Here is a 13,176-nt window from a genome sequence, read left to right on the forward strand (position 1 = left end):
CCTGAATCATGTATTGGCACAAGCCCGCGAAAAGGCCTGGCCTGAAAACTCATCGTCGGGGGTCAAACGCCTCACGCAAGGCATCCCCGATAAACACCAGCAGTGACAGGATCACCGCCAGCGCAAAGAACGCGGTAAAGCCCAACCACGGCGCCTCCAGGTGCTGCTTGCCCTGGGTCACCAGCTCGCCCAGCGAGGCGCTGCCCGCTGGCATGCCAAAGCCCAGAAAGTCCAGCGCGGTCAGTGTGGTGATCGCCCCGGTCAGCATGAACGGCACATAGGTCAGCGTGGCATTCATGGCATTGGGCAAGATATGCCGCAACATTACCTGACTGTCCGGTAATCCCAACGCCCGCGCTGCCTTTACATACTCCAGGTTGCGCCCACGCAGGAATTCGGCGCGCACGACGTCGACCAGGGTCAACCAGGAGAACAGCGCCATGATCCCCAGCAGCCACCAGAAATCCGGTTCGACGAAACCGCTGAGGATGATCAACAGATACAACACTGGCAACCCCGACCATACCTCCAGCAAGCGCTGGCCGAACAGGTCGACCCAGCCCCCGTGGTAGCCTTGCAGGGCGCCCGCCGCCACGCCAATGAGCACACTGACCACGGTCAGGGCAAAGGCGAACAGCAGCGATACCCGCGTGCCATAAAGCACCCGCGCCAGCACGTCACGCCCTTGGTCGTCGGTGCCTAGCCAGTTGCTGGCACTGGGCGGGCTGGGGGTGGGCACCTGCAGGTCGTAATTAGGTGTGTCGGCACTGAACGGGATTGGTGCGAACAGCATCCAGCCACCCTGTTCCGCGATCAGTTGGCGCACATAGGCACTGCGGTAGTCGGGCTGAAACGGCAGTTGCCCGCCGAACTGCTGCTCGGTATAGCGTTTGAGCGCCGGCACGTACACATTGCCCTTGTAGCCCAGCAGCAGTGGCTTGTCGTTGGCCACCAGTTCGGCGCAAAGGCTCAGCAGCAGAAGGCCGGCAAACAACCACAGCGACACCCAGCCCAGGCGGTGGCGGCGAAAACGTTGCAGGCGACGGCGCGACAAGGGCGATAGCATCAGTGCGCCCTCGTATCGAAGTCGATGCGCGGGTCGAGCAGGGTGTAAGACAGGTCCCCGATCAGGCGAATCAGCAGGCCCGCCAGGGTGAAGATGAACAGCGTGCCGAACACCACCGGGTAATCCCGCGACACGGCGGCCTCATAGCTCATGCGGCCCAGGCCATCGAGCGAGAAGATCACCTCGATCAGCAACGAGCCGGCAAAGAACACGGTGATCAGCGCCTGTGGCAGCCCGGCCACCACCAGCAGCATGGCGTTGCGCAACACGTGGCCATACAGCACGGGGCGTTCGCTGAGGCCCTTGGCCCGGGCAGTGACCACGTATTGGCGGGAAACCTCGTCGAGGAAGGCATTCTTGGTCAACAGCGTGAGGGTGGCGAACCCACCGATCACCAGGGCCGCGACCGGCAGCACCAGGTGCCAGAAGTAGTCGGCGACCTTGCCCAGCAGGCTGAGCTCGTCGAAATTGTCCGAGACCAGGCCGCGCACCGGGAACCAGTTGAGCGAAGTGCCGCCGGCAAACAGGACGATCAGCAGCAGGGCGAACAGGAACGAAGGCAGGGCGTAACCGATCACGATCAACGCGCTGCTCCAGGCATCGAAGCGGCTGCCGTGGCGCATCGCCTTGCGGATGCCCAGCGGGATAGACACCAGGTAGGTGATCAGCGTGGCCCAGAAGCCCAGCGACAGGGTGACCGGCAACTTGTCGAGAATCAGGTCGGTGACTTTGGCGCCGCGGAAGAAGCTGTTGCCAAAGTCCAGCCGGGCATATTGGCCGAGCATCAACCAAAGCCGCTCGGGGGCGGATTTGTCGAAGCCATACTGGCGCTTGATCTCTTCGATCAGTTTCGGGTCCAGGCCGCGTGTGGCCCGGGATTCGCCATGGACCACTTCAGCTCGCGCGCCGGGTGCGCCGCCACCGATGCCCTGCAGGCGCGCCACGGCTTGTTCCACCGGGCCACCCGGCGCGGCCTGGACGATGGCGAAATTGACCAGCAGGATTGCCAGCAGCGTCGGGATGATCAGCAACAGACGGCGCAGGATATAAGCGGTCATGGCGAGGCCTTCCGGCGTTCGGCCATCTGCGCGTTGGTCAGCGGGGTAGGGCTTACCTCCCACCAGGTGTCCAGGCCCTCGTCATAGGTAGCCTGGACCTTGGGCAGGCCGAAGCGGTTCCACCAGACGGTGGAGCTGCCCGGCGGGTAATAGTTGGGGATCCAGTAGTAATTCCATTGCAGCACGCGGTCCAGGGCATGGGCGTGGTGCAGCATGTCGGCCTGGGTGTCGGCGCGGACCAGGCCGTCGATCAGGTGGTCCACGGCCGGGTCCTGCAGGACCATCAGGTTGTTCGAGCCGGGGTCGTGAGCGGCCGCCGAGCCAAAGTAGTTGTACAACTCGGCGCCCGGCGACAGGGTGACCGGGTAGCCGGTGACGATCATGTCGTAATCGCGCGCCATCAGCCGGTTGACGTACTGGGCCGAGTCGACATTGCGGATGTTCAGGCTCACGCCGATCTGGGCCAGGTTGCGCTTCCACGGCAGCAGCAGGCGTTCAAGGCCCGCCTGGCCATTGAGGAACGTGAACGCCAGTGGCGTGCCCTGGCTATTGACCAGGCGGTCGCCTTCGGGGTGCCAGCCGGCTTGTTCGAGCAGGGCCAGGGCCTGCAACTGCTGTTGACGGATGATCCCCGAGCCATCGGTGACCGGGGCAGTGAACACCGTGGTGAACACTTCATCTGGCACTTGGCCGCGCAAGGGGGCGAGCAGCTTCAACTCGCCCGCATCCGGCAACTGGCGAGCGGCCAACGGCGTATTGGAGAACACGCTTTGCTGGCGGATGTACAGGTTGCGCATCATCTGCCGGTTGCTCCACTCGAAGTCCCATAACATACCCAGCGCCTGCCGCACACGGCGGTCCTTGAACTGCGGCTGGTCGAGGTTGAACACGAAACCCTGGGCCACCTGCGGTTTGGCCGGGCCCAGGTGGGCGCGCTGCAGGCGGCCGTCGTCCAGTTGCGCACCGTTGTAGCCCAAGGTGTAGGCCGTGGCGGAGAACTCGCGGTTGTAGTCGTAGCCACCGCCTTTGAGTACCTGGCGCGCCACTTCGGTGTCGCCGAAGTACTCGATGCGCAGCTTGTCGAAATTGTAGCGGCCACGGCTGGCGGGCAGGTCACGTGCCCACCATGCCGGGTCGCGTTCGAAGGTGATGCTGCGGCCGTTGTCGATGCGCCCAATGCGGTATGGCCCGCTGCCGACTGGCTTGTCGAAGCCGGCACCGTTGGCAAAATCGCGCTGCTGCCAGTCGTGCTCGGGTATTACCGGCAGGCTGGCGAGGTCCAGCGCCAGGGTGCGGCCGTGCTCGGGCTTCAAGTCGAATCGCACGCTGTGCAGGCTTTCCACCGTCACGCCGGCCACGTCGGCAAACTGGGTACGGTACTTGAGGCTGCCCTTGCTCATCAGCAGTTGGAAGGTGAAACGCACGTCTTCGGCGCGCACCGGCCTGCCATCGGCAAAAGTGGCGCGTGGGTCGATGTCGAAACGCAGCCACTCATCATTGGGGCCGCGCTCCATGCGCCGGGCGATCAGGCCGTAAACGGTATAGGGTTCATCGTAAGAGCGTACCGCCAGTGGCGCGTACAGCAGGCCATCGACTTCGCTGACACCGATGCCTTTGTCGATGTAGGGGAGGATGTGGTCGAACTGGCCGATCTCGATGGCCGAGCGGCGCAAGATGCCGCCCTTGGGGGCGGAGGGGTTTACATAGTCGAAATGCCGGAAGCTGGCGGCGTAGCGGGGGGCTTCACCGTAGACCGTGAGGGCGTGGGTGGGAGCGGCCTGGACCGTAAAGCCCATGCACGAAAATACAAGCCCCCACAATACTTGTGGGAGCGGGTTTACCCGCGAATGCGTCGGAGCAGGCAACGAGGTTGTCTGGTCTGGCCTCTTCGCGGGTAAACCCGCTCCCACAGGGGGGCTGATCACCGGGAGGGGTGAATCAGTCCTGGCGGCTGGTCACTTCCAGCAGGTGGTAGCCGAACTGGGTCTTCACCGGGCCTTGCACGGTGTTGACCGGGGCGCTGAAGACCACAGTGTCGAATTCCTTTACCATCTGGCCTGGGCCGAACGAGCCCAGGTCACCGCCCTGACGGCTGGACGGGCAGGTGGAGTTGGCTTTGGCGATTTCAGCGAAGTCGGCGCCTGCTTCGATCTGGGCTTTGAGTTCGTTGCACTTGTCTTCGCTGCTGACCAGAATGTGGCGGGCGGTTGCACGGGCCATGGGTACTGCTCCTTGGGGGTAAAAAGGCAAGCCTAGCGCACTTGTCCGGGGTATGTCTCGCCAGGCTTACAACCTTCGGCCTACAGTTTTTGTGCCGCCTCACGCAACAGGGTTTCGGTCGAGGCCCAGCCCAGGCAGCCGTCGGTAATCGACACACCGTATTTCAGCGTGCCCTTGCCCAGCGCCTGGCAGCCATCGAACAAGTGCCCTTCGATCATGACGCCGACCAGCGAACGGTCGCCGGCCAGGCGCTGTTCCAGCACATCATTGAAGACCGCTGGCTGGCGCGCCGGGTCCTTGCCGCTGTTGGCGTGGCTGCAATCGACCATGATCCGTGCCTGCAGACCGGCCTTGGCCAACGCCTGACGGGCCATGGCGATGCTGTTGGCATCGTGGTTCGGGCCTTTGTGGCCGCCACGCAGTACAAGGTGTGTGTCCGGGTTGCCCAAGGTCTCGATGATCGCCGGGTGGCCCTGTGCATCCATACCGAAGTGGCGGTGGGGGTGGGCAGCGCTGCGCATGGCGTCGCTGGCGATGGCGATGCCGCCGTCCGTACCGTTCTTGAAGCCGACCGGCAGTTCCAGGCCACTGACCATTTCGCGGTGGATTTGCGATTCGGTGGTGCGAGCGCCAATCGCGGCCCAGGCCAACAGGTCGTCGAAGTAGCCGGCGGCCATCGGTTGCAGCAACTCGGTAGCGATCGGCAGGCCGCGTTCAATCATGCTCAGCATCAGCCCGCGAGACAAGGCGATACCCGAGTGCATGTCGTCACTGCCATCGAGGTGCGGGTCGTAGGCCAGGCCTTTCCAGCCCACTGTAGTACGCGGTTTTTCGACGTAGGCGCGCATCACCAGCAGCAGCTTGTCGTTGACTTCGCGGCCAAGGGCGGCCAGGCGGTCGGCGTATTCCAGGGCCGAGCGCGGGTCATGAATCGAGCAGGGGCCGACGATGACCAGCAGGCGCGGGTCGCGGCCTTCGAGGATGTTGCGGATGGCCTGGCGATGGGCCTGGACTTGCTGGGCCAGTTCGCTGGGCAGTGGCATCTGTTGCTTGAGCAGGTGTGGGCTGGGCAGGCGTTTGCTGACAGTGGTGTTGGCCGCTTGCGGCTGGGTCAGGGGCAGGGCGAGGCTGGAAGCGTGCATGGCGTTTTTCCCTGGGCGGACAGCGGGTTCAAGCCCGCATGGTCGGCCCTATCGAGGTGTTCGACAGATCGTTGAATTCGTATTGGCTGCTGCATTGCCACCTGTAGAAGACCGATCGGAGGCGGCTGGCTGGCCCGAACGGAATTGGCTAAATCGCCAGGCGCAGGTGTTTGCGTAGTAATAAGTGGCGTAGTTCATGAATCTGTCCTCAAGGTGAATCGGTGTTGGTCAAAGGCCTGAAAAGCAAAACCCCCGGTCGGGAAGCCGACCGGGGGTTTGAGTATTCTCATGTTCGGCGGCCCCTCGAAGGTGGACGCCGGGTGGGTATCGGCGCCTAGTGGCTAAACCAATACCCAAAGTAATAGCTGGCAGGTGCCACGCAGCCGGCAACGGCCAGCACAGGGCGCAGGCTGCGACCGGTGTGGTTGGCGTGGTTGCGGGTGTGTTTCGGCATGTTGCTCTCCAGTGAATGAGCCCGAGCTTACTTCAGTTCGTGCGGGCCATTCAATGGATAAATGCTATGGGGCCGATCATTTGTTTTTGTACTGACTGGTTCAATGGCCGTAGCGCCCGACCAGGCTCTGCGCCCCCAGGGCGTGGCCTTGCAGCAGTTGCAGCAGGCCGCTGCGGTCCAGCCCCTCGGGCAAGGTACCCAAGGGCAGGTCGGTGGCAATCAGGGTCAGTGCGTAATGATGGGGGTTGTCGCCGGCGGGTGGACAGGGGCCGCGGTAGCTCTGGGTGCCACGGGAGTTGCGGCCCACTGTTACGTAGGGCCCGCTCAAGCCCGCCATGCCTTCCTTGAGCCCATCCTGTTCCGGATCGATGTTGTAGGCCACCCAGTGCACCACACCCACACCCTTGCCACCGTCCGGGTCGAACATGATCAGGGCCAGCGACCGCGTACCTGCGGGCAGGTTGTCCCAGCTCAGTTGCGGGGTCCGCTCTTCACCGGCACCGCATGCCGGGTCCTGGCCGACCTGTTGCAGGGCAATGACGCCGCCATCGGTGAAAGACGAGGAACTGACCGACATCGCGCCTTGGCCGCCTGCGGCGGCTGACGCTGTGCAGGGCAGCAAAGCAGCGAACAGCCAGTGTCTGAGGTGCATGGTCAATCCTTGGCAGGGCGTCAGGGCTCAGTCTAGTCCAGGTCTGCTTCAGCGGCTGTCCTGGTCCTCGGCAGTGCCTCCGCTGGCTCCGGCACCAGAGCCGGTGGCTTCGCCGGTGCTGTTGGAGCCGCCAGAGGCACCGTCGGCGGCATCGGCGTTGCTGCCGGTGTCACTGCTGTCGTTACCTTTGCTGCTACCGGGGCTGTTGACGCTGCTGCCTTCACCGGCGGTCTTGCCGCCGGATTGGTCAGTTTGCGGATGGCTGTCGGTATGGGTGTCGGTGGCGGCGAAGGCAGCGCCGGTGAGGCTGGTCAGGGCCAGCGCCAGGCTCAGGGACAGCGGGCGAATGCGGATCATGGGACTTCTCCTTTGTGCAAGATCTGTCATTCGTTTGGCTGGCAGCTGCTGGCGGGGTGCCTTCTGGGCGACGAGTGGCAATCAACAGGATTCCGAGCGCTGTGCGGTTGCCGGGGTTTCGACCGGCTCCAGCGGCGGATGCTCCTGCGCCGCATGCATCAGGTCTTCGGTCACCCGCAACTCGGCACCGGTTGGCGAGAAGGTGGTAGAAGCGGTGAACGGCGCCGGGTGCTCTGCCGCCGGGCGCTTGCCGCGGCGCCACATGAAGAAGCACACCATGGCCAGGTTGACCACGGCAAACGCCCAGAACAGCCCAGCCTCGCCAAACTCGGTCATCATCGGCGAAATGGCCACCGGTGCCATGGCCGAGCCCAGCGAGTTGATCAGCAGCAGGCCCTGGATCATCGGTACCAGCGCATCGGACGGCGCGCGGTCGGCCGCATGGCTGACCGCCACCGGGTACAGGGTGAACACGCCACCACCCAGCAGGAACAGCATGGCCGGCAACAGGAACGAGTCCGATGGCAGGAACACCGTTACAAGCGACAGGACAACGCACAACGCGGCCAGCGCGAGCAGCACATCGAGGCGGTCCTTGCGGTCGGACCAGCGCCCGACCGGGTATTGCAGCAGCATCGCGCCAAGGATCACCCAGGCCATCATGTTGCCGACCTCACCCACCTCCAGGCCGATGCGCTGCAAGTACAGTGGCAGCAGGGCATAGATGCCGGCAATCGCTACGCCCGAACCGAAGCAGCCGACCAGGCCCGACGGTGCAACGCCCAGCAACTGGCGGGGCTTGAGGGGTTCGACCTGCTCCAGCAGCGGCGACACCCGCGGCAGGATCACGATCGGCAACACCGACAGGGCGGCCAGCACGCCGGCCAGCATGAACGGGGCGGTATTGCCCAGCTGGGTGATTTCGCCAAGGCCAGCCTGGGCGATCACCCCGGCGCCGTAGAAGGCGATCATGTACAGCGCCAGCAGGCGGCCACGGATCTTTGCGTCACCGGCCAGCAGCAGCCAGCTTTCGATTACCAGGAACACGCCCACTGCGGCCCAGCCGTTGATCAGGCGCAGCACCGACCACCAGGTGACCTCGTAGAACAACCCTTGCAGCAGGATGGTCACGGCGATCAGCGAGGCGAAGCTGGTGTAGGCGCGGATGTGCCCGATGCGCAGGATCAGCCGGTCGTTGAAGATGGCGCCGAGGGTCAGGCCGATGAAGTAGGTCGACGAGACGATACCAATGGTGGTTGCAGACTCACCGGCGGCGCCCAGGCGCAGGGTGGTCAGGGAAGACATGAAGCCGTTGCCCAGGGCAATGATGAACAGCCCGAGCAGGGGCGCCAGCGCCATGGCCAGCAAACGCGGAGACATACGTACCTCTAGTTGGATGAGCGGAATGAGCACCTTCTCGGCGCGCACACCGGCTCGACCCGGCAAGGGGCGAGTGGCGACACGGATGCGACCTGGGCAAGACTCAACCGCTGGGCGCTATGGGAGATGGGCCGGGCGGGGAGGGTTGAGCCTACTTCACATGTACGTTCATGTGTTCAGGCGCTGACTCTGTCATTGCTGCTGGTTGCCACCGTTCAAGGCGACGGGCGAAAAGGAAGCGGGATTCTACGGGCTTGAACGCTTTTGCCCAAGGGGCTCGGGTGTGCGACGAGACGCCGCAGTCTCAGCGCGACATGAACATGTCTTCCACAGACATTTTCGATGGCGGCGCCTGCGGGCGGTGAGATCGGCCCGGTAATCTCGCTGAGTGCGGCATAATGCTGAACCCCACCAAGGAAGGCCCACCATGTTCGCGTCGCTGTTCGCAGTCCTGGCCCCGGTTTTCATCGTCGCCGGCATTGGTTTTGCCTGGGCCCGCAAGGGCCTGGATTACCCCACTGATTTCATCGCCCGGGTGGTGATGACCGTCGGCACACCTTCGCTGGTACTGTCCACCCTCAGTCGTACCGAGCTGGACCCGAATGCCTTTACCAGCATGGCTGTGGCCTGCTTGCTGTGCACCCTGGGGATGGCCTTGGCCGCTTTGCTCGTGTGTCGCGCGTCGGGCATGCACTGGCGGGTACTGCTGCCGGCCTTCATGTTCCCTAACACCGGCAACATGGGCCTGCCGATCAGTTTGTATGCCTTCGGTGAGCATGGCCTGGCCTTGGCCGTGGCATTCTTCCTGACCCTGTCGATCGTTCAGTTCACCATCGGCATGGCCATCTCCGGCACGGCGGCTTCGCTCAAGGCGTTGCTGCGCAACCCTATCGTCATCAGCCTGGCTGGCGCCATGCCCATCATTTTTCTCGATTTCGAACTGCCGCGCTGGCTGGCCAACACCGCAGACCTGCTGGGCGGCATGACCATTCCGCTCATGCTGCTGACCCTGGGGGTATCACTGGCCAGCATTCGCCTGCGTCACGTGGGCAGCGGCATGCTGCTGGGCGGTTTGCGCATTGGCCTGGGGGCTGCGGTGGGCTGGGCAGTGGGCGCGGTACTGGGCATGGACAGCCTGGAGCGTGCGGTGCTGATGGTGCAGTCGGCGATGCCGGTAGCCGTGTTCAACTACCTGATGGCGGTGCGCGCCAACCGTGAACCGGAGCAGGTGGCGAACCTGGTGATGTGCTCGACGGTGCTGTCGTTTGCCTGGTTACCGGTGGTCCTGGCCTGGTGGATGTAGGCCTTTACCGACGATAGTGCCGGTACAGGCTTCGGGCTACTGGGCCAGCAACTGGTCATCCACCCAGCCTTGGCTGGTCAGCACCAGGGTTCGGGTTTCCTTGAGCGGGGTAGCATGGCTGGCCACCGCCTGGCCCAAGCCGGCGATGCTGGCTTTCACCTGAGCATTGGTGGCCCACGCCGGCAACTCGATGATCTTGTAGGCATAGGTCACATTCGACAGCTTCTGTCCGGTTGCCTCGCTCGGCTCACTGAACTGCTCGATTGCCGTCACTTGCGCCTTACCGAAACACAGCCCAGCGCCTGCCTTGTAGTATTTGCGGCCTTCATCGGTCAGGTCGTAGGCGTAGTAGATATCCGTGCGTGCCGGCGACCACAGCCGGGCCGGTATTTCGGTACGCGAAATTTCCTTCTCGCTGACCACGCCTACCTGCGCCAGGGCGTGCAACGCCTTGTTGGTGCCGTGCACGTCGAAGTCCTGGGTCTTGGTAGGGAACGAACTGATGACGAAACAGTGTGGGTACCGGGTATCCAGGGAGGCCTGGGCAGCCTTGTGGAAACTGGCCTTGATGGTGTCCTGGCTGTCGGAGCAACCGGCCAGTGTTGCCAGCAGTGCCAGTGGCACGATCTTCCTGTACATGGTGAAACTTCCTTGGCGACGGATCGTGCGCGATTAAAACCCACGGGTTAGAGCGGTGCAATCGTGGCACGACGGCATCCCTGCAGGGGCTGCCGGGGTTACATCACTGTTCGCCCCGGGTATCGATACTGACCACCACCGACATCCCTGGGCGCAGATGCCTGGCAGTCGGCTGGTCGGCATCCACCGTGATGCGCACCGGTATGCGCTGGGCGATCTTGACGAAGTTGCCAGTGGCGTTGTCCGCCTGCAGCAAGGCGAATTCAGAGCCGGTGGCCGGCGAAATCTGCTGCACATGGCCCCGTAGCTTCCGGTGGTTCAGCGCGTCTACGGTAAAGCTCACGGGCTGGCCGATACGCACATTGGCCATCTGGGTTTCCTTCATGTTGGCAATCACCCAAAGGGTGTCGGGCACCAGCGCCATGAGCTGCGCGCCGGAGTTGACATAAGCACCCAGGCGGGTGCCGATCTGCCCCAGCTGGCCATCGCGCGGGGCCGTGACGCGGGTGTTGTCGAGGTCGATGCGTGCCAGCTCCACGGCGGCCTTGGCGTTCTCCACCGAGGCCTCGAGTGCGGCCCGGTTGACCACCACGGCCTCACGGTCCTGGCGGGCGATTTCCAGCGCCGCCCTGGCCTGGGCCAGGCTGGCGACGGCAGCGGCCTCGCTGGCACGGGCCAGGTCCAGGTCGCGGCGCGACACCGATCCATCGTTGACCAGCGCCTGGTTGCGGCCGAGGTCAGCCTTGGCCTTGGCCGCCTGGGCCGCAGCATCGCCGATGGCGGCCTGGCGCTGGGCAATGGTCGTTTCGGCGCTTTTGCGCTGCTGCTGGTTGTTGGCCAGGGCCGCCAACTGCTGTTGCAGCTGGGCGCTGGCCTGGGCAAGGCGTTGTTTGTAGATACGGTCGTCCAGTTGCACCAGCAAGTCGCCGGCCTTGACGAACTGGAAGTCATGCACCGGTACATCGACGACGTAGCCGCTGAGCTGCGGGCCGATGATGGTCACCTGGCCCCGCACCAGGGCGTTCTCGGTGCTTTCGATGGCGCTGCTGAATGGCGGCAGGCGCCAGGCATACAGCACCAACAGGATGCCGGCCAACGCCACGGCGGCGAAGCTGATGGATGACAGGATGCGCACCCGCCGCGTGCGTACCGGGCTGGTTGGTTCACTGGGCGGTGTGACGCCCTCCGGGGTTTCGGCGATGGCGGTGGTGGTCGTGGTGCGGGTGTCGTCGGTCATCGGGTGGGCGCGCCGGGGGTAGAGTCGGTAAGGGTGGCCTGACGTTTCACATGCCAGAGCCAGGTACTGCGGATACAGATCCAGATCATGGTCAGGATAGCGATGCTGCCGATCAGCACGAACACATCGTTGTAGGCCATGACGTTCGCTTCACGGGTAGCAGCGCTGGCCAGCAGGCGCATGCCGGCTTCACTGCGCAAGGCAGGGTCGGCAATGATGCCGCCGTAACCGGCACCCCCACTTTGAACGCGGGCATTGACCAGGGGTTCCAGGTAGCTGAGGCGATCCATCAGGTGGCTGGAGTGGAACTTTTCCCGCCAGGTCTGGAAGGTGCCCAACAACGCCGCCCCAATCAGGCCGCCGAGGTTGTTGCAGATGCCGAACAACACCGAAAAACTGACCAGGTTGCGCGGGTTGGCGCGCACATGGCTGATGCCCAGGGCCATCGACGGGCCGAGGAAGAAGGTGCTGCCGAACGCCAGCAGGAACTGGCTCAAGTACATTTGAGCCGGGCGTGTGAGGTTGCTGGAACTGCTGTCCATGAAGGCGCCGGCGGCCATGGCCAGCAGCGAGACGAACAGCGGGATCACCAAATGGTTGGGGTTGATGGTGAGGGCGCTGCTGGCCAGGCCCGTGACAGCGCCTAACAGCATGATCCAGTACAGCGTGCGCATCTGCTCGCTGCCCATGTTCAGCGCCTGCAGGAAACCGACCGCGCCGGTGGACTGTTCCGAGGTCACCATGCGGATCAGCACCACGCACAGGGCCAGACGTATGATGGCGCCACTACCCAACCAGTGGGTCATCAACAAGGGGTTGCGGCGATTGTGCTCGATGGCCAGGCCGCTGAAGACCAGCGCGATCGACGCCGCCAGTGCCACGCCGATCCACGGCGCCTCCAGCCACCAGTCGATGCGCCCCAGTGACAGTACGGCGCAGAGCAGTGCGGTACCGCTGGCGATCAAGGTGAAGGTCAGGAAGTCGAGGGGTTCGAAAGTTTTAAAACGGTCACCGGGCGGCAATTTCAGCAGCAGTACGCAACCCAGTGCGGTGAGTGCCAGGCCCAGCTCGAACAGGTACAACCCGCGCCATTCGGCAATTTGCAGAAGGTCTTCAGAAAAGATCCGTGCCAGCGGTAGCGCCAGCTGCGAGGCGCCCAGGCCCAGTACCATGGCCTTGAGCCGCCATTGCGCCGGGAAGGCCTGAATCATGTAGTACAGCCCCAGCGAGCTGAGCGCCGCGCCGACCATGCCGTGGGCCGCGCGTACGGCGATGGCAGAGTTCAGGTCGTTGACCAGCAGGTGGGCGAAGGTGACCAGCACGTACAGCACCAGGAACACTTCGGTGAAGGCTCGCAGGCCGAACTGTTGGCGGAACTTCACCAACAGCAGGTTGATTGAGACGTTGGTCATCACATAGGCGGCCGGCAGCCAGGCCATTTCCGCGGTGGTTGCACCCAGGGCGCCTTGCAGGAACACCAGGTTGGCGGTGACCAGCGCGTTGCCCAGGCCACCGGTGATTGCCACCAGCAGGCCGACCACGCCGTAGGCCAGACGCTTGGCTGGCGAATGCAGGGGCGTGGAAGGGGAGCCTGGCAGGCTGGGCTTTTCGTGGGGGAGCCACTGGCGGGGGGCGTATTTATCCATCGGCAGACTTTACTTTAGCGGC

At 63.9% G+C, this 13,176-nt stretch carries 12 protein-coding genes; 1 reads left to right on the forward strand and 11 read right to left on the reverse strand.

What is annotated here, in order from left to right; translation table 11 throughout:
- Positions 1-49: 49 nt before the first annotated feature.
- From ACF8FG_RS23325 to ACF8FG_RS23360, 8 genes are all read right to left on the reverse strand, one after another.
- A complete protein-coding gene (locus ACF8FG_RS23325; protein ID WP_010953975.1) occupies positions 50-1,066 on the reverse strand; it encodes an ABC transporter permease in 1,017 nt (338 codons plus the stop codon).
- Positions 1,066-2,124: a microcin C ABC transporter permease YejB gene (locus tag ACF8FG_RS23330; protein WP_318077830.1), complete on the reverse strand. Its 1,059-nt coding sequence runs from the start codon at positions 2,122-2,124 to the stop codon at positions 1,066-1,068. The genes ACF8FG_RS23325 and ACF8FG_RS23330 overlap by 1 nt, the downstream gene beginning before the upstream one ends.
- Positions 2,121-3,920, reverse strand: coding sequence for an extracellular solute-binding protein (locus tag ACF8FG_RS23335; RefSeq protein WP_318077829.1), 1,800 nt, complete (start codon positions 3,918-3,920; stop codon positions 2,121-2,123). Before ACF8FG_RS23335 ends, ACF8FG_RS23330 begins: the two co-directional genes overlap by 4 nt.
- Before the next feature lie 142 nt (positions 3,921-4,062).
- Positions 4,063-4,344, reverse strand: coding sequence for a peptidylprolyl isomerase (locus tag ACF8FG_RS23340; RefSeq protein ID WP_003248318.1), 282 nt, complete (start codon positions 4,342-4,344; stop codon positions 4,063-4,065).
- Positions 4,345-4,424: 80 nt separating this feature from the next.
- Positions 4,425-5,486 carry a 3-deoxy-7-phosphoheptulonate synthase gene (locus ACF8FG_RS23345; protein ID WP_014591068.1) on the reverse strand — a complete coding sequence of 354 codons (1,062 nt, stop codon included), beginning with the start codon at positions 5,484-5,486 and terminating at the stop codon, positions 4,425-4,427.
- 554 nt (positions 5,487-6,040) lie between these two features.
- The gene (locus ACF8FG_RS23350; RefSeq protein WP_081384700.1) at positions 6,041-6,592 is read right to left on the reverse strand and encodes a YbhB/YbcL family Raf kinase inhibitor-like protein; all 552 of its coding nucleotides are present in this window, start codon (positions 6,590-6,592) and stop codon (positions 6,041-6,043) included.
- 48 nt (positions 6,593-6,640) lie between these two features.
- Complete coding sequence (locus tag ACF8FG_RS23355) at positions 6,641-6,949, reverse strand: hypothetical protein (RefSeq protein WP_019438461.1); 309 nt, start codon at positions 6,947-6,949, stop codon at positions 6,641-6,643.
- An 81-nt stretch (positions 6,950-7,030) separates the two neighbouring features.
- Positions 7,031-8,329, reverse strand: coding sequence for an MFS transporter (locus ACF8FG_RS23360; RefSeq protein ID WP_318077826.1), 1,299 nt, complete (start codon positions 8,327-8,329; stop codon positions 7,031-7,033).
- 427 nt (positions 8,330-8,756) lie between these two features.
- Here ACF8FG_RS23360 and ACF8FG_RS23365 point away from each other — a divergent pair, with 427 nt between their 5' ends.
- Positions 8,757-9,632, forward strand: a complete 876-nt coding sequence (locus ACF8FG_RS23365) for an AEC family transporter (protein ID WP_014591064.1) — start codon at positions 8,757-8,759, stop codon at positions 9,630-9,632.
- A 36-nt stretch (positions 9,633-9,668) separates the two neighbouring features.
- Here the strand turns inward: ACF8FG_RS23365 and ACF8FG_RS23370 are convergent, their stop codons facing one another.
- From ACF8FG_RS23370 to ACF8FG_RS23380, 3 genes are all read right to left on the reverse strand, one after another.
- On the reverse strand, positions 9,669-10,271 hold the full coding sequence (locus tag ACF8FG_RS23370) for a hypothetical protein (RefSeq protein ID WP_019438459.1): 603 nt from the start codon (positions 10,269-10,271) through the stop codon (positions 9,669-9,671).
- 103 nt (positions 10,272-10,374) lie between these two features.
- Positions 10,375-11,508 carry an HlyD family secretion protein gene (locus ACF8FG_RS23375; protein ID WP_392519250.1) on the reverse strand — a complete coding sequence of 378 codons (1,134 nt, stop codon included), beginning with the start codon at positions 11,506-11,508 and terminating at the stop codon, positions 10,375-10,377.
- Positions 11,505-13,154 carry an MFS transporter gene (locus ACF8FG_RS23380; protein WP_014591061.1) on the reverse strand — a complete coding sequence of 550 codons (1,650 nt, stop codon included), beginning with the start codon at positions 13,152-13,154 and terminating at the stop codon, positions 11,505-11,507. Before ACF8FG_RS23380 ends, ACF8FG_RS23375 begins: the two co-directional genes overlap by 4 nt.
- Positions 13,155-13,176 lie beyond the last annotated feature (22 nt).

The sequence above is a fragment of the Pseudomonas sp. YQ_6 genome, from assembly GCF_043103245.1.
GTDB classification, from domain to species: Bacteria; Pseudomonadota; Gammaproteobacteria; order Pseudomonadales; family Pseudomonadaceae; genus Aquipseudomonas; species Aquipseudomonas alloputida.